At 67.7% G+C, this 19813-nt stretch carries 21 protein-coding genes; 12 read left to right on the forward strand and 9 right to left on the reverse strand.

What is annotated here, in order from left to right; translation table 11 throughout:
• Positions 1-2: 2 nt before the first annotated feature.
• From H609_RS0105040 to H609_RS0105050, 3 genes are all read right to left on the reverse strand, one after another.
• Positions 3-434 carry a PAS sensor domain-containing protein gene (locus tag H609_RS0105040; RefSeq protein WP_026280209.1) on the reverse strand — a complete coding sequence of 144 codons (432 nt, stop codon included), beginning with the start codon at positions 432-434 and terminating at the stop codon, positions 3-5.
• Positions 435-655: 221 nt separating this feature from the next.
• On the reverse strand, positions 656-1264 hold the full coding sequence (locus H609_RS0105045) for a DUF3365 domain-containing protein (protein WP_028484452.1): 609 nt from the start codon (positions 1262-1264) through the stop codon (positions 656-658).
• 599 nt (positions 1265-1863) lie between these two features.
• On the reverse strand, positions 1864-2421 hold the full coding sequence (locus H609_RS0105050; protein WP_028484453.1) for a Smr/MutS family protein: 558 nt from the start codon (positions 2419-2421) through the stop codon (positions 1864-1866).
• Positions 2422-2530: 109 nt separating this feature from the next.
• On the opposite strand from H609_RS0105050, the gene surE reads away from it, so the two are divergent.
• The 5 genes from surE to rpoS are packed head-to-tail and all read left to right on the forward strand — an operon-like array spanning position 2531 to position 6498.
• Positions 2531-3301, forward strand: coding sequence for a 5'/3'-nucleotidase SurE (gene surE / locus H609_RS0105055; protein WP_018875374.1), 771 nt, complete (start codon positions 2531-2533; stop codon positions 3299-3301).
• On the forward strand, positions 3291-3956 hold the full coding sequence (locus tag H609_RS0105060; RefSeq protein WP_018867401.1) for a protein-L-isoaspartate(D-aspartate) O-methyltransferase: 666 nt from the start codon (positions 3291-3293) through the stop codon (positions 3954-3956). Before surE ends, H609_RS0105060 begins: the two co-directional genes overlap by 11 nt.
• A gap of 56 nt (positions 3957-4012) precedes the next feature.
• Positions 4013-4597 carry a YqaA family protein gene (locus H609_RS0105065; protein ID WP_018867402.1) on the forward strand — a complete coding sequence of 195 codons (585 nt, stop codon included), beginning with the start codon at positions 4013-4015 and terminating at the stop codon, positions 4595-4597.
• Between the two features lie 3 nt (positions 4598-4600).
• Complete coding sequence (locus H609_RS0105070) at positions 4601-5386, forward strand: peptidoglycan DD-metalloendopeptidase family protein (protein ID WP_028484454.1); 786 nt, start codon at positions 4601-4603, stop codon at positions 5384-5386.
• A gap of 23 nt (positions 5387-5409) precedes the next feature.
• Complete coding sequence (rpoS, locus tag H609_RS0105075; RefSeq protein ID WP_028484455.1) at positions 5410-6498, forward strand: RNA polymerase sigma factor RpoS; 1089 nt, start codon at positions 5410-5412, stop codon at positions 6496-6498.
• Positions 6499-6524: 26 nt separating this feature from the next.
• Here the strand turns inward: rpoS and H609_RS0105080 are convergent, their stop codons facing one another.
• The gene (locus H609_RS0105080; RefSeq protein WP_018875375.1) at positions 6525-6899 is read right to left on the reverse strand and encodes an Mth938-like domain-containing protein; all 375 of its coding nucleotides are present in this window, start codon (positions 6897-6899) and stop codon (positions 6525-6527) included.
• Positions 6900-7088: 189 nt separating this feature from the next.
• Here H609_RS0105080 and alaC point away from each other — a divergent pair, with 189 nt between their 5' ends.
• The 3 genes from alaC to thrC all read left to right on the forward strand — a co-directional run bounded on the left by alaC (position 7089) and on the right by thrC (position 10883).
• Positions 7089-8312, forward strand: coding sequence for an alanine transaminase (gene alaC / locus H609_RS0105085; protein ID WP_028484456.1), 1224 nt, complete (start codon positions 7089-7091; stop codon positions 8310-8312).
• Between the two features lie 74 nt (positions 8313-8386).
• On the forward strand, positions 8387-9700 hold the full coding sequence (locus tag H609_RS0105090) for a homoserine dehydrogenase (RefSeq protein WP_018877755.1): 1314 nt from the start codon (positions 8387-8389) through the stop codon (positions 9698-9700).
• 40 nt (positions 9701-9740) lie between these two features.
• Positions 9741-10883, forward strand: a complete 1143-nt coding sequence (thrC, locus tag H609_RS0105095) for a threonine synthase (RefSeq protein ID WP_018867409.1) — start codon at positions 9741-9743, stop codon at positions 10881-10883.
• A 22-nt stretch (positions 10884-10905) separates the two neighbouring features.
• On the opposite strand, the gene H609_RS0105100 is transcribed toward thrC, so the two are convergent.
• Positions 10906-11691 (reverse strand): RibD family protein, encoded by a 786-nt coding sequence (locus H609_RS0105100; protein ID WP_028484457.1) that lies wholly within the window; start codon positions 11689-11691, stop codon positions 10906-10908.
• Between the two features lie 194 nt (positions 11692-11885).
• On the opposite strand from H609_RS0105100, the gene ribA reads away from it, so the two are divergent.
• Positions 11886-13031 (forward strand): GTP cyclohydrolase II RibA, encoded by a 1146-nt coding sequence (ribA, locus tag H609_RS0105105; protein ID WP_026279290.1) that lies wholly within the window; start codon positions 11886-11888, stop codon positions 13029-13031.
• Between the two features lie 8 nt (positions 13032-13039).
• Here ribA and H609_RS0105110 read toward each other — a convergent pair whose 3' ends face one another.
• Together H609_RS0105110 and H609_RS0105115 are read right to left on the reverse strand one after the other, a co-directional pair.
• Positions 13040-13843, reverse strand: a complete 804-nt coding sequence (locus H609_RS0105110) for a creatininase family protein (RefSeq protein WP_028484458.1) — start codon at positions 13841-13843, stop codon at positions 13040-13042.
• Between the two features lie 31 nt (positions 13844-13874).
• Positions 13875-14654, reverse strand: a complete 780-nt coding sequence (locus tag H609_RS0105115; RefSeq protein ID WP_028484459.1) for an FkbM family methyltransferase — start codon at positions 14652-14654, stop codon at positions 13875-13877.
• A gap of 126 nt (positions 14655-14780) precedes the next feature.
• On the opposite strand from H609_RS0105115, the gene H609_RS0105120 reads away from it, so the two are divergent.
• The 3 genes from H609_RS0105120 to H609_RS0105130 are packed head-to-tail and all read left to right on the forward strand — an operon-like array spanning position 14781 to position 18321.
• Positions 14781-15938: a ChaN family lipoprotein gene (locus H609_RS0105120; RefSeq protein WP_026280210.1), complete on the forward strand. Its 1158-nt coding sequence runs from the start codon at positions 14781-14783 to the stop codon at positions 15936-15938.
• Positions 15939-15941: 3 nt separating this feature from the next.
• Positions 15942-17909 (forward strand): M1 family metallopeptidase, encoded by a 1968-nt coding sequence (locus H609_RS0105125; RefSeq protein ID WP_028484460.1) that lies wholly within the window; start codon positions 15942-15944, stop codon positions 17907-17909.
• Positions 17899-18321 (forward strand): HIT domain-containing protein, encoded by a 423-nt coding sequence (locus tag H609_RS0105130; protein ID WP_018875382.1) that lies wholly within the window; start codon positions 17899-17901, stop codon positions 18319-18321. Before H609_RS0105125 ends, H609_RS0105130 begins: the two co-directional genes overlap by 11 nt.
• 26 nt (positions 18322-18347) lie before the next feature.
• Here the strand turns inward: H609_RS0105130 and H609_RS0105135 are convergent, their stop codons facing one another.
• Both H609_RS0105135 and H609_RS0105140 read right to left on the reverse strand, forming a co-directional pair.
• Positions 18348-19013 carry an OmpW family protein gene (locus tag H609_RS0105135; protein ID WP_018875383.1) on the reverse strand — a complete coding sequence of 222 codons (666 nt, stop codon included), beginning with the start codon at positions 19011-19013 and terminating at the stop codon, positions 18348-18350.
• Between the two features lie 91 nt (positions 19014-19104).
• On the reverse strand, positions 19105-19809 hold the full coding sequence (locus H609_RS0105140; RefSeq protein ID WP_018875384.1) for an SDR family NAD(P)-dependent oxidoreductase: 705 nt from the start codon (positions 19807-19809) through the stop codon (positions 19105-19107).
• Positions 19810-19813 lie beyond the last annotated feature (4 nt).

Genomic DNA, 19813 nt, shown 5'->3' on the forward strand with positions numbered 1-19813 from the left:
GCTCAGGCGGAGTTCTTGAGCTTGCTTTCGGCGCGTTCGGCGCGCTGTTCGGCCTCCACGCGGTCGGTGATGTCCTTCTGGATGCCGATGTAGTACGTGAGCCGGTCCTCGTCGTTGAATACCGGGGTCAGCGACAGTTCGTTCCAGAACAGGCTGCCGTCCTTGCGGTAATTGCGCAGGGTCACGCGGCAGGGGCGGTTTTCCTCGATGGCCGAGCGGATCTCCTGGCGTACCTCCTGATCGGTGTCGGTGCCCTGGAGGAACCGGCAATCGCGGTAGAGGATCTCTTCGGAGCGGTAGCCGGTGAGTTCTTCGAAGGCCCGATTCACATAGATCAGGATGTTGTCATCGCCCTCGCGCTCGGCGATGACGATGCCGTCATTGGAGGCATCCACGGCGAGGGCGAGGAGTTCGGCGTCTATCGTTCGGGTCATAAACGTGTAGCGATCTGGTCTGCGAGTCGAGCGCGCCAGGGCCCGGTACCGGGCGCAACCCCCGCGCTTGTATGGCACGAAAATAGCACGTTCCGGTGCCACTGTGTTCAAAAATCGGACACCAGCCGGGATGATTTCGCGTGGCGCAGACACAAAAAAGGCCGCCCGGAGGCGGCCTTTCTGTATGGGGCCCGGGCGGTTCGCCGGGACCACACCAAGGTTCACATTTCCTGGGTCACGGTGAAGGCGCCGCGCACGTCACCCTCGCGGAAGCCAGTTGCCTGATCTTCGGGGTAAAGGCGTTCCAGCGCGTGCTTTACTTCGCCGCTGACCTCGGATCCGTGGCAGGTGAGGCAGGCCCCGCCGGTCGGGATGGCGGCCATGAAGCGGAACTTCGGCTCGCCGCCTTCGGCCTCGACCACGCCGAAGCGGGGCGGGAGATCCGCGGCCGGGGTACCAGCCGCGTGCTGGGCCTCGAAGCCCTGCAGGGTGAGGCGTTCCCAGCGGTCCGGGGCGTTGTTCTGGTTACGCAGCTTCAGGCTGGTGCGACCGATCTCGATGCCGGTCTCGGCCGAGATATCACGTGCAATCTCGGGGGCGCGTTCGTTGCAGACCTGGATGGCCTCGGTCGGGCCGCCGGATTGCATGGCGGACATCAGCTCGCCCTGCAGGGTGCTGGCGAACTTCTGGATGGCGTCACGATTGGCGGCGATGCGTTCCTGCAGATCGTCCTGGCTCAGCTGGGGCATCGTGTCGGCACTGGCGTAGCCGCTGCCGGCGGTGAATGCGATCAGGCCGAGGGCCAGGGGGGCAAGCTTCCAGTTCTTCATGGCAAATACCTCGCAGTGCAGAGTCCGTTGCGTCCTGTACCTATACAAGAGCTGTACAAAGCATGGACCGATAATGGTTGGAATGCAAGGAAGGGCGTACGGAAAGGATAGCCGGCCGGGCTAGCCAATTCCGTAAAACACCTCACAGGCCTCGACTCAGTCTAAGCGTGAATATCGCGAATTGCGAATATGGCAAGGGCCGTATGTGAGTGCGCCGTTGGTTGGGGCGGTCACGGCCCGTTCGCATGGGGTCTCAGGGAGACGCTGATTTAATCGCACGTCCGCGCTCGAGTCGCTTTTGCGTGCGAACAAGGCGCAGTGACTGCCGTGCAGTCATTCTGCACACGGGAGCCGCAACGCCGTGCGCATGCCCGTTTTTGATAACAACGGGCGGCCGAGCCCCTGCTTTTTCAATAGCTTGTGGGGTTGGTGCCCCCCGATTCTGAATGAATATGGCCCGATCCTGCGTTGCGCCCCGAATCCATCAGAAACGGGCGGGTAGAACCACTAGCCGCTGCACGACGCGCCTTGTCTCGGAACGTTTGTCTCGAACAACTGGGGGGCGCCAACGCGGACGTGCGATTAAATCAGCGTCTCCCTCAGCGAGCGAAATCCGGGTTGCGCGGGCGTTTGAGCAGGACGTAGACCGCCCCGGTTCCACCGTCGGCCGGGCGTGCGGAACAAAAGGCCAGTACGTCGTCGCGCTGGCGCAGCCAGTGGTCGGTGAGGCCCTTGAGGACCGGGCCTTGCTGGCGCGAGCGCAGTCCCTTGCCATGCACGATGCGAACGCACAGGGCTCCTTCCCGGCGGGCATCGTCGAGGAACAGGCCGATGGCGCGGCGCGCCTCGTCGGCGAACAGGCCATGCAGGTCGATCTCGTCCTGGATGCGGTAATGCCCGCCGCGCAGCTTGCGGAATACCCGCTGGCTGATCCCCGGGCGCGTGAAGCGGAGTTCATCGCCGGGCTGCAGGTCAGCGGCGTTGAGTGGATCGCTGAGCCAGTCGGCGTGGGCCTGGGCCTCGTCGGCGTCGCGCTGGCGGGCCCGGGCGGCGGGTCGCGGCGGCCGCACGTCGGCCTGATCGCTGTGGAGTCGACGAACGTTGCCAACCGCCTGCAGGAATTCGTCGAAATCGTTGGGATCATCCCCGGAGTTCATGGCAGGATACTCGCACTTTTCGGGGGGCGGGCGCGATCGTGTCGATCGACGGGCCCGGCCCGGACGGTTTCCAGTATATTAAGAGCCCCCTCAACGGCCCCTTTCCTGCATGCGCATTCTGGTTAGCAACGACGATGGAATTCACGCCCCGGGCATTCAGTGCCTGGCGACGCATCTGCGCCGGATTGCCGAGGTCCATGTGGTGGCGCCCGACCGCGATCGCAGTGGCGCCAGCAACAGTCTGACCCTGGTGCGGCCGCTGCGCACGCGTCACCTTCAGGGGGGCGACGTGCAGGTGGACGGGACGCCGACCGACTGTGTCCACCTGGCGATCACCGGCCTTTTGCAGCAGGAACCGGACGTGGTGATCTCCGGCATCAATGCCGGTGCCAACATGGGGGATGACGTGCTTTATTCGGGCACGGTCGCCGCCGCGATGGAGGGGCGCTTCCTGGGACTCCCGGCGATCGCGGTCTCGCTGGTGGGGCCGGACCTGCGCCATTACGACGCCGCCGCGAGCGTGGTGGTCGAGCTGCTGGACCGCATCAATCGCGTTCCGCTGCCGGCGGCCACGATCCTGAACGTGAATGTCCCCGACCTGCCGCGCGCCGAGATCCGCGGGGTCCAGGCCACGCGCCTGGGGCATCGCCACCGGGCCGAGCCGATGATCGCGGACGAGGACCCCCGCGGGCGTCCGATCTACTGGGTCGGGCCGGCCGGTTCGGAACAGGATGCCGGGCCCGGTACGGATTTCCATGCGGTGCGCGAGGGGTATGTCTCGGTCACGCCGATCCAGGTGGACCTGACCCGCTTTGACGCGATCGATACGGTAGGGCGCTGGCTGGACGATTCCCTGCCGGAGGCTGGGCATGGTTCCTGATGCCGCCGGCGCGGGCCTGACCTCGCAGCGGGCGCGCGATCGCCTGGTCCGGATCCTGGAGGGGCAGGGGATTCGCGATCCACGGGTCCTGGAGGCCGTGCGCAGCATCCCGCGCCACCTGTTCGTGGAAGAGGCTCTGGGGCACCGTGCCTACGAGAACACGGCCTTGCCGATCGGTCATCGCCAGACCATTTCCCAGCCCTTTATCGTTGCGCGGATGACCGAGGCCCTGCTGGAAGGTGATCGCCCGCGCACGGTCCTGGAGATCGGGACGGGCTCGGGCTATCAGGCCGCCGTGCTGGCCCAGATCGTGGATCGGGTGTTTTCGGTGGAACGCATCCAGGCGCTGAGCCGCAACGCGCGCGAGCTTCTCAGTCGTCTGGGGATCAACAACGTGAACCTGCGCCATAGCGACGGTGGGGAAGGGTGGCCGGAGAAGGGGCCGTTCGACGGCATCATCCTGACCGCGGCGCCCCGGGAGGTGCCGGAGGCGCTGCTTACCCAGCTGGCGCTGGGCGGCCGACTGGTCGCGCCGGTGGAGGGTCCGGACGGGCGCCAGCAACTGGTGCGCTACACCCGGACGGAGGAGGCCTACGTGCGCGACATCCTGGATGCCGTGATGTTCGTGCCCATGCTGCCGGGGGCCGAGCAGTGACGCGGGTGGCGCCCCTTCCGGGTGGGTGTGACTGAGCCGATGGTGGTGTGGTGCCGATGAAGCTCTTCGAGCCCCTATACGACCGGGTGATGGGATGGTCCCGTCACCCCCATGCGCCGCGCTATCTGGCCGGGCTTTCGTTCGCCGAATCCTCGTTCTTTCCGGTCCCGCCGGACGTGATGCTCGCGCCCATGGCGGCCGCTCGCCCGCGCTCGGCCTGGCGTCTGGCCGCGCTGACGACACTGTTTTCTGCCCTCGGCGGTCTGCTGGGTTACCTGATTGGCTGGCTGGCGTTCGAGTGGATCGGCCCCTGGTTGCAGCAGGTGGGGTATGGCGAGGAGTTGCGCCAGGCCGAGGCCTGGTTCGCGACCTGGGGGGTATGGGTGGTGCTGATTGCCGGTTTCTCGCCGATCCCCTACAAGCTGTTCACCGTCACCGCCGGGGCCTTGTCGATGGCCTTGCTGCCGTTCTTCATCGCCTCGCTGGTCGGGCGCGGGCTGCGCTTCTTTCTGGTGGCGCTGTTCATGGCCTGGGCCGGTCCGCGCGCGGAGCAGCACCTGCGCCCGTACATGGAACGCCTGGGCTGGGCCGCAGTGATCCTGCTGGTCGCGGTCATGGCGGTTTACCTGGTCATGGACTGACCGATGCGCCTGCGCGCGGTTCAGGGGGTGCTGACGATCGTACTGCTGGCCCTGATCGTGGGCACGCTGGCCGGTTGCGCGGCGCGGGCCCCCAGCGGGAGCGGGGCCTCGATGCCGGATACGCACGTCGTGCAGCGCAACGAGACGCTTTATCGAATTGCCCAGCGCTATGGGCTCGAATGGCGTGACCTCGCGCGGCGCAACGCGATCGATGCCCCCTATTTGATCCACCCGGGGCAGCGCCTGCGGCTGCGGGGCGCCGCCCGCTCGTCCCCGCCCAGCGCGCCTCAGGCATCGTCCGCGCCGAGTTCGCGATCGTCCTCGTCCGGCAGTTCCGGGAGTGGCAGCAGCTCCAGCAGTGGGGCGTCCAGCTCGACCTCCAGCAGTTCGAGTTCCAGTCCGAGTTCGGCGCCTGCCGATCCGGGGGGCTGGCAATGGCCCGCGGACGGCCAGGTATTGCGCGGCTTCTCCAGTAGCGGCACGCGGCGAGGCCTGGCGATCGGCGGCGAACGTGGAGATAACGTCCGCGCGACGCGGGCCGGCGAAGTGGTCTATGCAGGCGGCGGTCTCGTGGGGTATGGTCGATTGGTCATCCTCAAACACGATGCGCGGTTCCTCAGCGCCTACGGGCACAACGATGAACTGCTGGTTTCGGAGGGTGACCGGGTGCAGGCGGGTGACACGATCGCGCGTCTGGGCTCGTCGGGGGCCGAGCGCCCGATGCTGCATTTCGAGATCCGGGTGGATGGGACGCCGGTAGACCCGACGCGCTATCTCCCGGATCGCTGAAACGATCAAGAGCAGGACACTACATGGCCAAGACCCGGCAGCCGGTGGACCCGGAACTGGATGACGAACGCCTGACCGAAGGCCCGGCCGAGGACGAAGACGGGGAGGCGCTGCCCGAAGATCTGGCTCGGCCGGTCGAGTCCATGCAAGCCCCCGAAGATCCTGAAGATGCCGAGGACGACGCGGCGCAGGTGGCCCCCGAGGTCACGGTTGGCCTTGAGCCGGAAACCGAGGCCCCCGTGCGGCCGAAGACCCTGCGTGATGCCCGGCCGGCCGAGCTGGATGCCATCCAGATCTACCTGCGCGATATCGAGTACCGCCCGCTGCTGACCCCCGATGAAGAACGCAAGTACGCCCGGCTGGCACGTCAGGGCGATGACGCCGGTCGGCGCCGCATGATCGAGTGCAACCTGCGGCTGGTGGTAAAGATTGCCAGGCGTTACCTCAACCGGGGGCTGCCACTGCTGGATCTGATCGAGGAAGGCAACCTCGGTCTGATGCACGCGGTCGAGAAGTTCGACCCGGAGCGGGGGTTCCGGTTTTCCACCTATGCGACCTGGTGGATCCGCCAGACCATCGAGCGGGCCCTGATGAATCAGGGGCGGACGATCCGCATTCCCGTGCATATCAGCAAGGAACTGCGCATGCATGCGCGGATCGCGCGCAACCTGACCCAGGAACTCGGCCGCGACCCGAGCGAGGAGGAGCTGGCGCAGCGCCTCGGCAAGCCGGTGGCCGAGATCCAGAAGCTGCGCGCGATGTCGGAACCCTCGACCTCGATGGACCTGCCGTCGGGCCCGGACGGGGACCGCTCGCTGACCGATATCCTGGCCGATGCGAATGCCCCGGAGCCCTCCACACTGCTGGAGGATCAGGACCTCCACCATCTGGTGGAGGCCTGGCTGGCGGAACTCGATCACAAGCAGCGCGAGGTGCTGGTGCGTCGGTTCGGGCTGCACGGTTTCGAACGCTCGACGCTGGAGCAGGTGGGGTCGGAGATCGGCGTGACCCGCGAACGCGTGCGGCAAATTCAGATGGATGCCCTCAAGCGGCTGCGCAAGCTGCTCGAATCGCGCGGGATGAAGGGCGACGAGGTCCTGCCGAACTCCTGACCCGGGTTCCCCGGGCGGTGGTCCGACTACCCCTCGATGATCAGAGCTGCGGCGACGTCGCGGCCCTCCGCCATGATCAGGTTGTAGGTGCGGCAGGCCGCCGCGGTATCCATGATCTCCACGCCCAGCCCCTGAGCGCGAAGGTGTCGCCAGACCGCACGGTCCGGAAACCGCTGCAGCTCGCCGGTGCCGATCAGCAGCACCTCGGGCGGGGTGTCCAGTACGGCTTGCAGGTGATCCACCCGCAGCTCGTCCGCCGCCTGCACCGGCCAGTCGGTTTGCAGCTGGTGCGGGCGGACAATCAGGCTGCGGCTGTGGGCCACCTGATTGATCCCGACGCGACCGGTCTCGTAGCCGGTCACGATGTAGGACTCTTCGCTGGTGACTTCGGAGAACAGCATGCTGCGTACGCTACTCCGGCGCCGTGAATGACTCAAGAATGCGCGCCCTCACCAGAGGGCGGCGGCGCCCCGATTCGTTGACAGGTCCGGGCCCGGGTTATACTTTGGCGCGCTTTCCGGTGCGGCATCCGGAGGGGCCTTCAGGGTCCCGGAAAACAACCGCCAAGGCCCCAACCAGGACCCAGACCCGTGACCGACGTCTTCCCCCGTATTGAGCGCCTCCCGCCCTACGTCTTCAACATCGTGAACCAGTTGAAGGCCGAGGCCCGCGCCCGTGGCGAGGACATCATCGACTTCGGGATGGGTAACCCCGACCAGCCGACGCCGCAGCACATCGTGGACAAGCTGTGCGAGGCGGCCCAGCGCGGCGATACCCATCGCTACTCCGTGTCCAAGGGCATCCCGCGCCTGCGTCGTGCGATCACACGCTGGTACAAGACCCAGTTCGACGTGGATCTGGACCCGGAGACCGAAGCGATCGTGACCATCGGTTCCAAGGAAGGCCTCGCGCACCTGGCGCTGGCGACCCTGGGGCCGGGGGATGCCGTCCTGGTGCCGAACCCGGCGTATCCCATTCATCCGTATGGCTGCGTGATCGCCGGTGCCGACGTGCGCCATGTGCCGCTGACACCGGATGTCGACTTCTTTGCCGAGCTGGAACGCGCGATCCAGGACTCCTGGCCGAAGCCGAAGATGCTGATCCTGAACTTCCCGGCGAACCCCACCACGCAATGCGTGGATCGCGAGTTCTTCGAGCGGGTGGTGGCGATCTGCAAGGAACACGGCATCTGGATCGTACACGACCTGGCCTATGCCGAGATCAGTTTCGACGGCTACAAGGCGCCGTCGATCTTCGAGGTGCCGGGGGCCAAGGACATTGCGGTGGAGTTCTACACCCTGTCCAAGACCTACAACATGCCCGGCTGGCGCGTGGGCTTCATGTGCGGCAATCCGACGCTGGTCGCGGCCCTGGCGCGTATCAAGTCGTATCTGGACTACGGCACCTTTACACCCATCCAGGTGGCGGCGATTGCCGCACTGGAGGGCCCGCAGGACTGCGTCGACGAGATCCGCGAGCTGTACCGCGTGCGCCGCGACGTGCTGTGCGAAGGCTTGAACAAGCTCGGCTGGCAGGTGGAGAAGCCGAAGGCGACGATGTTCGTCTGGGCCCCGATCCCGGAACCGTACCGCGAGATGGGATCGCTGGAGTTTGCCAAGAAGATGCTGCGGGATGCCAAGGTGGCCGTCTCGCCCGGCATCGGGTTCGGCAACTACGGCGACGACCACGTGCGCTTCAGCCTGATCGAGAATGAACAACGCACTCGCCAGGCCCTGCGGGGCATCAAGGCGATGTTTCGCGCCGACTCCATCCTGTCGGAGGCGACCGAGGACAGCCCGGCCTCGGGCAGCTGAATCGGAAGCAACAGGTACTGAATGCAATCAACACCGGGCGCCCAACGGCGCCTGACGTCAAGGACAGCAAGGCTATGACGCCGGTAAAGATCGGAATTCTTGGACTGGGTACGGTGGGCTGCGGCACGGTGAACGTGCTCGCGCGCAACGGCACCGAGATCGCCCGCCGCGCGGGTCGCGATATCCAGGTCGTGGCGGCCGCCGCGCGCGATGTCAACCGCGAGCGGGAATGTGACTGTTCGCAGATTCGGCTGACCACCGATCCGGCGGCGGTCGTGAATGACCCCGAGGTCGAGGTCGTCGTCGAACTGATGGGCGGCACGGACCCGGCCCTGAACCTGGTGCTGGCCGCGATCGACGCCGGCAAGCACGTGGTCACCGCGAACAAGGCCCTGATCGCTTTGCACGGCAACACGATCTTCGAGCGCGCCCAGCAAAAGGGCGTGATGGTCGCCTTCGAGGCCGCGGTGGCCGGTGGCATCCCGATTATCAAGGCGATTCGCGAGGGTCTGGCCGGCAACCAGATCGAATGGCTGGCCGGCATCATCAACGGCACCGGCAACTTCATCCTGACCGAGATGCGCGACAAGGGTCGCGATTTCGAGGACGTGCTGGCCGAGGCCCAGGCACTGGGCTATGCCGAGGCCGACCCGACCTTTGACGTGGAAGGCATCGACGCGGCCCACAAGCTCGCGATCCTGGCCTCCATTGCCTTTGGCATTCCGCTGCAGTTCGACCGGGTCGCGGTGGAAGGCATCAGCAACATCACCCGCGAGGATGTCGGTTTCGCCGCCGAGCTGGGCTACCGCATCAAGCACCTGGGTATCGCCCGGCGCACGCCCAAGGGCTACGAGCTGCGGGTACACCCCACGCTGATCCCGGAACGCCGGTTGATCGCCAACGTGGACGGCGTGATGAACGCGGTGCTGGTCAACGCCGACGCCGTGGGCCCGACGCTGTACTACGGTGCGGGTGCGGGCGCGGAGGCCACCGCCTCGGCCGTGGTGGCCGATCTGGTCGACGTGGTGCGTGCCCTGACCACCGATCCCGAGAATCGCGTGCCGCATCTGGCCTTCCAGCCGGATGCCTTGTCGGACAAGCCGGTGCTGGATCTCGCGGACGTCGAGACGTCTTTCTACCTGCGTCTGCGCACGCAGGACCGTCCGGGCGTGCTGGCCGACATCACCCGCATCCTCGGCGAGCACGGCATCAGCATCGAGGCGATCCTGCAGCGTGAACCGGATCCGGAGCGCGGCGAGGCGACGATCATCATGCTGACGCACAAGGTGCGCGAGGGTGCGATGAACGAGGCGATTACCGCGCTCGAGGCGCTGGATCACCTGCTGACCCCGATTACCCGTATCCGCATGGAAGGGCTGGCGCGCTGATCCCGGCGCCCGGACTGCAACCGCAACGACAGAGAACATCATGGCCTTTGGACACCGCTATACCGGACTGATCGAACGCTACCGCGACCGCCTGCCGGTGCATGACGACACCCGCATCATCTCGCTGGGCGAGGGCAACACGCCGCTGATCCGGCTGAACAACATCCCGCGTGATCTGGCGCGGGAGGTCGAGATCTACGTGAAGTTCGAGGGGCTCAACCCCACCGGTTCGTTCAAGGACCGCGGCATGACCATGGCCGTGACCAAGGCGGTGGAAGAGGGCTCGCGGGCGATCGTCTGCGCCTCCACCGGCAACACCTCCGCGGCGGCGGCTGCCTATGCCGCCCGCGCCGGGATCACCGCGTTCGTGGTGATCCCGGATGGCAAGATCGCGATGGGCAAGCTGGCCCAGGCGATGATGCATGGCGCGACGGTGATTCAGATCGAGGGCAACTTCGACGACGGCATGCGCCTGGTCAAGGAAGTCGCCTCCAACACCCCGGTGACCCTGGTCAACTCGGTCAATCCGTATCGCCTGCAGGGCCAGAAGACCGCCGCTTTCGAAATCGTCGAGGAGCTGGGTCGGGCCCCGGACTATCACTGCCTGCCGGTGGGCAACGCGGGTAACATCACCGCGCACTGGATCGGTTACAGCGAGATGGCGGCCAAGAGCAGTGACGACGTGACCGATGCCTGCGCCTATTGCAAGGGCCACTGCAAATATGCCGGAGGCGGCATGGTGGGTAACCGCCCGCATATGGTGGGCTACCAGGCCTCGGGCTCCGCGCCGTTCATGCGCGGCGCGATGGTGGACAACCCGGATACCGTGGCGACCGCGATTCGCATTGGCCATCCGCAGTCCTGGGACATGGCGTGGACGGTGCGCGAAGAGTCGGGTGGCTGGTTCGATGAATGCCAGGACGACGAGATCCTTGCCGCGCAGAAGCTGCTGGCCGAGAAGGAGGGCGTGTTCTGCGAGCCGGCCTCGGCCGCATCCCTGGCCGGCGCCCTGCGCGACATCCGCGACGGCAAGATCCCGGAAGGCTCGACGGTCGTGTGCACGCTCACGGGCAACGGACTGAAGGACCCGGACACCGCGATCGCGCAGAGCGTGGTGCAGCCGACCAAGGTGCCGGCCGAGCTGGACGCGGTCTCCCGCGCGATTCGCGACAACCTGAGCTGAGGCCACGCCGTGCCGGCCGGCCTCAGGGCTTGCTGCGCAGGTCCAGGTCGAACAGGGTGTCCCCCCCCAGTCGGAAGATCCGGCAGGGCGGGCGCAGGGCCTGATCCAGCGAGTCGATCTCCGGCAGCGTGACGCCGGGGCGCCCGGACCCGATCAGCATCGGTGCGATGGTGAGGTGCAGGCGGTCCAGGGTGTCGGCCTGCAGGAAGCGCGAAACCGTTTGCCCGCCACCCTCGACCAGCAGGCGGTGCAGGCCCATCTCCGCCAGCCGCCCGCGGATCCGGGCCGGGTCGAAGCGCCCGTCGTCCCCGGTGGGCATCTCCAGGCATTCCACGTGTTCGGGAAGCCCGCAGGGGCCGTAGCCGGCCGCGTGGAGGACGAGCGTGCGGACCTCGGCATGGCGGAAGACATGGGCATCGGCGGGGATGCGGCCGTCGGGGTCCAGGATCACGCGCACCGGATTCGGGCCCTCGGTCTTGCGCACGGTCAGACGGGGGTCGTCCGCGACCACGGTTCCGGCGCCGACGATGACGGCATCCACCAGGGCCCGCAGGCGGTGCAGGCGCTCGATATCCTCGGGGCCGGTGACGTAGTGCGAATGGCCGCTGGCAGTGGCGATGCGTCCGTCCAGGCTTTGCCCGAGCTGGGCCACGGTGATGCTGGGCGCCTCGACGATCGGGCCGTAGAGATCCAGCAATTCGTGGGCGCCCGGCGCCAGGGGCCCGGGCAGGGGGCAGCAGCCGGGCTCGGCCCGCTGGGCCAGCAGCCAGCGCCAGGCTTGCTCCTCGGTGACCGGATATGCCGTCATGCCGCAAATTCCGGGGTTACGGGACCGCGACCGGCCAGTTGGGGTAGGCTAGGGGCCGATCTCCCGCACGCGTAGCCGATCAGTCCCGAATCCGGCAGGTTCCTGATGACACGTCTGGAGTATCCGGGGCTCGCCTTCGGGGAATTCGCGGGTTGCGGGCGGGTCATAAACAAAACTCCCTATGGACGTACCCGATGCACAACGCCGATCGCGGGATCTTTGATCTGCGCCGGGGCCATCCGGTCCTGGTAAGTGGTTCGCAGTCGAGTGTACTCGTTGCGGCCGTCGAGGGTCTGACCCCCGTTCTGCTGGATCGTTTGACCCACATGACCGGGGCGTCGCCTCGACTGATTCTAACTGCGCACCGGGCCTCTGCAATGGGCTGGGCCCAGCCGCTGCAGGAAGGCTGGGAGGGCGTGGCCCTCGAGTTCGCCCCGGACACCGATCCCGAGGCGCTGTTTACCCTGGCCAGTGCCCCCGAGGCCTCGAACGAGGCCGGACACCCCGATGCCGCCCTCGGCCAGCCGACGGTGACGCGGGCATTGCCGGCGGAAGTCGCCGCCCTGGAACTGGTGCGGGCGGGTCGCCTGTTGCCGGCGGTGGTGGCCGCCCCGGTGCCCGAACCGGTGCCCGAGGCGATTCAGTCGGCGCTTGCCGATGGCATGTTCCTGGATGTAGACGAGCAGGAGGCCCGGGCCGTGGCCCAGCATCCGCGGCTGGAGCTGGCCTATGTCAGCGAGGCCCCCGTGCCGCTCGCGGATGCTCCGGTCACGCGCTTCATGCTGTTCCGGGAGGGGAACGGGATTCTGGAGCATGTCGCCGTTTTGATCGGCGAGCCCCGGGACTGGCCCGAGGCGGTCCCGGTGCGACTGCATTCGGCCTGCCTGACCGGCGATCTGTTCGGCAGCCTGCGCTGCGACTGCGGCGACCAGTTGCGGCTGGGCGTGAAGACCATCAACGAGTCGGGTGGGGGCGTACTGCTGTACCTGGCGCAGGAAGGCCGCGGCATCGGGCTGGCCAACAAGCTGCGCGCCTACACCATGCAGACGGCCGGTCTGGACACCATCGACTCCGACTGCCAGCTGGGCTTCGAGGCGGACGGGCGGCGCTACGATGCGGCCGTGGAGATGCTGGAATTCCTGGGTATCGATACCGTCCGTCTGTTGACCAACAACCCCGGCAAGATCGAGGCGCTGCGGGCCGGCGGCATCGACGTGGTGGCGCGCGAGCCGGTGCACGGCAAGCTGAATCCGCACAACCTGCGCTACCTCAGCACCAAGGCCGACCGCGGCGGTCACTGGCTGCAGGAGCTGTTGGCCTCGGAGGCCGAGCGCGGCTGAGGGACCGGTCAGGCGCGCAGTTGCGCCAGATCGAAGCGGGCCGTGTCGCGGATGGCGGCGGCCAGGATTCCGGCATAGTGCGCCACCAGGCGTTCGCCGAGGTCCGCGGTCGCCGCGCGGGCATCGCCCACGACCCCTGAGGGATTGAGGTCCTGCGCCATCCAGGCGAAGGACGCGCGGCCCTCGGGTTCCAGCACCTCCATTGTCTCGGCCAGCGTGGCCCCCAGCGACGGCGCGTCGGCGGCCGCGTCCATGTGGACGGTCTCCGGCGCGAGGAAGCGCATCATCGCGGTCTCGATCAGCCCTCCGTGCAGGCCGTGGCGGAGTTCCTCGGCCGGGATGCCGAATTCGGGCGGCGGGGGCTGGGTGAAGTAGTGATGCTTGACCACCAGCATACTGTGGTCCCGGCGCAGCTCCAGCGCGGCCAGGTCGCAGATCGCGGTGTTGCCGCCGTGGCTGTTCACGATCAGCAGTCGGCGAAGACCGCTGCGCGCTACGCTCTCGCCAAGATCACGCAGCAGGGCCAGCGCGGTCTCGGGGCGCAGGGTCAGCGTGCCAGGGAAGTCTGTGTGTTCATGACTGGTAGCGACGGCCACGGGCGGAAGGACGACCCGCGGCAGATCCTCCGGCAGGGCCTCGCAGGCCGTCCGCAGGAGCCCCAGGCCGATACGGTAGTCGGTCTCCAGCGGGAGGTGCGGGCCGTGTTGCTCGATCGCCGACAGGGGCAGGAGCGCAACGGCGTCGCGCGCGGCGAGTTCGGCGATCCCGGCGCTTGTACGGTCCTGCCACCAGGGGAGGTCTCGGGCTCTCATGCGTCCAGCCTTGCCGCCTGGGGGCGTGGCGTCAAGCGACAGGGCGGCGGGCATATAGATCGCCCGAACCCAGGCGGTCGCCGTGTGCCTCCAGCCAGGTCAGGATTTCCGCGCCGGACTGCCATTGGGCAAAGCGGTACTGGCGTTGCTCGCCGGGGATCAGGTTGTACTCGTAGGTATCGAGCGCATCGAGTTGCCGGAGGCAGTCGCGGGTGACGTCCAGCGCACCGGCGACGAATTCGAACGAGAGGGCCGGGACCGCGTGGGTGAGCCCGCGCAGGACCTCGGCCTCCAGGCCTTCGACATCGATCTTGCAGAAGGCGGGGGTGCCGTATTCCTCGATCAACTGGTCGAGGGTGACCATGGGGACCGTGATCTCGTCGTCCCAGTGCACGTGCTGGAAGCTCCGGTTGTGGTTGCGCAGCGATCGGACCCAGGGGCGCGAAGCCGAGGAGACCGTGGGGTGGCGCCGGCTGATCTGCAACTGCGCGGAGCCGGGGCGCGGCCCGGCGACCTCGCGGCGGATCGCGATACCCGGCCGGCCGCGCACGGCGCGCCGCAACCAGGGCAGGAGCTGGGGCTGGGGTTCCAGTGCCACGACCCGGGCGCCCAGGGCGGCAAAGGCCAGGGTGCGGTCGCCGACGTGGGCCCCGATGTCGAACACCAGGTCGCCGGGCTGGACGAACGAGGCATACATGCGCTGCAGGCCTCGCTGCCGGCCGGGACGGCGATAGATGATCAGCGAGCGCAGGACACCTATCGCCTGGTCCAGCCAGGCCATGCGGGAAGGGCTTTGCGGGGATGCATTCATCCCGGCAGGCTAACCGAGCCGGGGCCATGGGGGAACGCCGGCGGTCTAGCAGAGTCTTCAGAAGGGTTGGCAGGTACGTGCCTGGCACGAGCGGCCGGGTAGAACGGGCGGGACGAGGAGCGATGCATGAATGCAGGTTTTCGGATGCTGAAACGGCTGGTTTCTTCGGGTCTGCTGGCCGTTTCGCTGGTGAGCGTTGCCCAGGCCGGTGATGACTGTGCCGCCGCTGGCGTCTGGTCGGCGCCGGGCGGCGAGCGGCTGGATACGGCCGAGTTGTATGCCGACCTGGCAAGGCGTGATGCAGTCCTGCTGGGCGAGCGCCATGACCGAATGGATCATCATCGCTGGCAATTGGCGACCCTGGCGGCACTGCATGGGTATCGCCCGGACCTGGTGATCGGCCTCGAGATGCTGCCGCGTTCCAAACAGCCGGTCCTGGATGCCTGGGTCGCGGGCGAACTGGACCCGGAGGCCTTCCTGGAAGCGAGCGGCTGGTATACCCACTGGGGCTTCGATCCCGACCTGTACTGGCCCATCCTGCACTTCGCCCGTTTGCATGACGTGCCCCTGCTGGCGCTGAACCTGGAGCGGGAGTCGATCCGGCGGCTGGGCCATGAAGGCTGGGACGCGTTGGACGAGGAGGCACGCGACGGCGTGTCCGCCCCGGCCGCGCCCAGCGACGGGTACCGCGCGTATCTGGAATCCGTATTGGAACGCCACCCGGCCGGGATGGGGCCGGATGCGGAGCGCTTTGTCGCGACCCAGGTGGCCTGGGACCGCATGATGGCGGGCGCCATCTCCGCGCATCTCGAGGCGGGCGGCGAGCGTCCTCCGCTGGTGGCGGCGATCATCGGCTCGGGGCATCTGGAATACGGCTACGGGGTACCCCACCAGCTCGCCGATCTGGGCGTGACCGACACGGCGGTGCTTTTGCCGCGCGAGCCCGGGGAATGCGCGGAAACCGACCCGGACCTGGCGGATGCCGTATTCGGGGTCCCGCGCGACGATCGATTCGAACTTTCGGGGGCCCTGCTTGGGGTACACCTGGAGGCCGATGACCAGCCGGGTATTCGCATCCTGCGGGTCCAGCCGGACTCGGTGGGCGAGGCCGCCGGCTTGCAAGCGGGGGACCGCGTCCTGCGGGCCGGGGACCGATCCATCCGCGCGGCGAGCGACCTGCAGCGCGTGGTGCGGGCCGTCGCGCCCGGTACCTGGCTGCCCCTGGAGATCGAGCGCGAGGGCGAGCAGCTCGAGCGGGTAGCGCGTTTCCCGCGCGGGGACTGAACCATGCGAACCGGCTTGCTTGCGGGCGTCATCATCGCCGTAGGACTGCTTCTGGCGCCGCTCCCCGGCGCGGCCTCTGTTGCCGGGGTGGTGGTGCAGGTGGAACTGGATCCCGGCCAGTCGCGGCTGGAGGGCCGGTTCGAGGCGGATCCGGCGCAGGTGGATCCGGCCACTCTGCGGCGCTTCCGGCTCGATCCGGGGATTGCCGTGGACGCCGTCTCGCTGGGCGGGCACCCCGTCGAGTTCGAGCGTAGCGGAGATGGCTGGCTGGAGCTGGCGCGCGCGCCGGAGGCCGATGCCGGCGCCCTGGTGATTCGCTACGGCGCACGTCTGCCCGCACTGGACGATGCGCGACCCGGAAGCGGGTTCCTGGCCCCGGAGGGCGGATATCTGCCGGCGGGGGCGGACTGGTATCCGCGAAGACCGGAGCAGGAGCCGCATGCCGTGCGCATCGAAGTGACCAGCCTCGGCGGCCATCGGGCGGTCGCATCCGGTTCGCAGGTGGCGGAGGAGCGCGAAGGAGACCGGTACCGCACAACCTTCGAACACCCGGCGGCACGCGCGCTGGCCGTGGCCACCGGACCCTGGGACGCGGTCGAGCAGGAGGTTGGAACGGTCACGGTGCGCACGCTGTTTCCGGCTCACCTGGAGGCCGAATTCGGCGCGACCTATCGCGAGCAGGCGGCAGGCTATATCGAGCGCTTCAGCGAGGCGATCGGGCCATATCCCTACGACACTTTCACCATCGCCGCGAGTCCGCGGCCGGTGGGGCTGGCCTTCCCGGGTTTTACGCTGATGGGCGAGCGCGTGATTCCGTTGCCGTTCATCCCCCATACCTCCCTCGGACACGAAGTGCTCCACGCCTGGTGGGGGACGGGGGTGTACGTGGACGCCTCGGGCGGCAACTGGTCGGAAGGGCTGACCACCTTCATGGCCGATTACCAATTCAAGCGTGATCGTGGTGAGGGGCGTGAGGAGCGCGGGCAGTGGCTGCGTGACTACGCGGCCCTGCCCAGTGGGCAGGACCGGCCACATGGTAGCTTCCGGGGCGGGAATTCCGGCGCCGCGCGGATTGCCGGGTATCACCGCGGAGCGATGCTGTGGCGGATGCTGGAGGACCGGATTGGGGAGCAGGCCCTGCGCGCCGGCGTGCGCGAGCTGTATGCCGAGTGGCTTTTTCGCGAGGCCGACTGGGCCGCCGTGATCGAGGCCTTCGACCGGGAGACGGAGGAGGACCTGCGCCCGTTCTTCGAGCAATGGATCGAACGTACGGGGGCGCCGACGCCGGAACTGGCCGCGCTGCGGCTGGAGCCGCGCGGGAACGGGTGGCAGGTGACGGGGCAACTGCGTCAAGCGGATGACGACGACCCGTGGCACCTGCGTGTGCCGCTGGTGCTGAAGACCGTGGAGGGGCGCGAAACGCACTGGATCGAGCTGGAGAGCGTGTCCCGGCCAGTTTCGATCAAGACCGAAAGGCGGCCGCGGGCGATCGCCGTCGATCCGGACTGGCGGCTGTTCCGGCATCTGGCCGATGGCGAGTCGCCGGACATCCTGCGCCAGGGCGCTCTGGATCCGGATGTGCGGGTGTTCCCGCTCGGGGATGCCGGGGCCGCGGAGGTTGCGCCCTGGCTGGGGCGTGTGCCCGAGGTCGCGGTGGGCATGGGGGGCACGCGGATCCTGCTGGGCACGCATGCCGCCGTGGCGGAATGGCTGGACGTGCGCGGGCTCGCACCGGAGCCTGCGGCCGTGGAACCGGGCCTGGAAACGGGAACCAGCGCCCGGGCCTGGACGGTCCCCGGCACGCAACTGGTGGTGATCAGCGGCCCGGATGCGGAGGCCCGGCGTAGTGCCGCGGCCGCCTTGCGCCATCGGTCGCACTATAGCTATCTGCTAAGGACCGCAGGCGGGGACTGGGAGACGGGCCTCTGGTCGCAACCCGGCATCTGGCAGGAGCTGGCCAATGACGACTGAGTTTCGACTCGATCCGCGGCTCGTCGCGGATACCTGGGCCGTGGCGGAGTGGCCGCTGTCCAGCGTCCGATTGATGGATCACTGGGACTACCCCTGGTTCATCCTGGTCCCGCGGCGCCCCGACCTGCGGGAACTGCATGCACTCGCGGTGGAGGATGCCACCCAGCTGGCCCGCGAATCGCGCGCCCTGGCCCGGGCGATGGAGCAGGCCTTCGTCCCGCGAGCGCTGAACGTGGCCAAGCTGGGCAACATCGTGGAGCAGTTGCATCTGCACCACGTGGCGCGCTTCGAGGGGGACCCGGCGTGGCCCGGCCCCGTCTGGGGTGCGCCGAAATCGCGGGGCCTGGAAACACAAGAGGCCGAGGACCGCATCGCGCGGGTCCTCGGCCTCGTGGAAGACGTCGGCGGTTAGGCCGGCGTCTTGCTTCAGGGTATGCGTCAGAAGCGGTAGCCGACGTTCATCCCGAAGGTCCAGGGGTCGATGTTGACGGTACCGAGATGGGCGCCACCCAGCGACACGTCGGTGTCGATGTCGATCCAGCGCACTTCGGCATTCACGAACCAGTTGTCGTCCACCGCGAAGTCGATCCCGGCCTGCACCGCGGCGCCCCAGGAGTCGTCCAGGTCGACATCCTGCCCCAGCGTGACTGACGCCGTATCTTCGTCGAAGAAGTAGGTGTAGTTGATACCGGCACCCACGTAGGGGCGGACCGCGGTACCGGTGTTGAAGTGGTACTGCAGGCTCAGCGTCGGCGGCAGGTGGCGCGTGCTGCCGATGTCGACCCCGCCCACGTTCAGATCATGCTTGAACGGGATGGCGACCAGGAGTTCCAGACCCAGGTTGTCCGTCATCATGTAGGTGATGTTGCCGGACGGACGGGTGTTCGACCCGACGTCAGCCGGAGCTGTTGCGCTCAGCCCCAAGCCGCTGGCATTCAGGTTGCCGTTGTCGGACTTGGGGGCCACGTGGGTCAGGCCGCCGCGGATCAGCCAGTCGCCGGCGGAGACGTCGGCGTTGGCGGCGGTGGCGTGGGCCGGGATCAGGGCGGCAGGGGCCAGAAGGCCGGCCAGCGCCAGGGAGCGGAAGGTCAGGGTGTGTCGCATGTTCGATTCCTCCGAAGGCGTGTTGGTCGGAGGTACTATCGCGCCGCGCGTATCAGTATTCGTTGATGCAGATCATCTCCGCTGATGGTTTTCAGAACGGCAGTCGCTGGCCCTCGAAGTCGTGGAAACTCCCGGACTGCTCGGCGTCCAGCCGGTCCAGAACATCCAGCAGGCGACCGGTTGCGTACTCGGGGCTCAGCACCTCCGGCGCGCGCGAGCGATACGGCTCCGACAGGCGGGTGGCGCAGGTGCCGGGCTGCAGGCCGACCACGACGGCCTGACGGTGGCTGAACCGCAGTTCCAGGGCCGTGGTCCGCACGATCTGGTTGAGGGCCGCCTTGGAGGCGCGATAGCTGACCCAGCCGCCGAGGTGGTTGTCCTCGATGGAGCCGACCCGGGCGGACAGGGTGGCCAGGACCCCCTTGCGGTTGCGCGGGAGCAGCGGTGCCAGATGCTTGAACAACAGCGCCGGGCCGATGGCGTTGATGGCGAAGGCTCGGGCCATGACGGCCGGATCGAGGTCGCGCAGGCGCTTCTCCGGGCCCTGGCCGTCGATGGTCAGGATACCGGTGGCATCCAGGATCAGGTCCCACTCGGCGGCCTGCTCGCGCAGCCAGGCGGCGGCATGTTCGATACTGGCCTCGTCGACGAGATCCACGGGCGGGTCGCTGTGGCGACCGAGTGCGATGACCTGCGTGCAGTTCGGGTCCTGTTCCAGGTGTTGCACGAACGCGGCACCGAGGCCGCCCGTGGCGCCGACCACCACGGCGCGATAGGGTATCTGCAGGGATTCCATACAC

It is taken from the genome of Thioalkalivibrio sp. ALE17 (assembly GCF_000425605.1).
Taxonomy (GTDB): domain Bacteria; phylum Pseudomonadota; class Gammaproteobacteria; order Ectothiorhodospirales; family Ectothiorhodospiraceae; genus Thioalkalivibrio.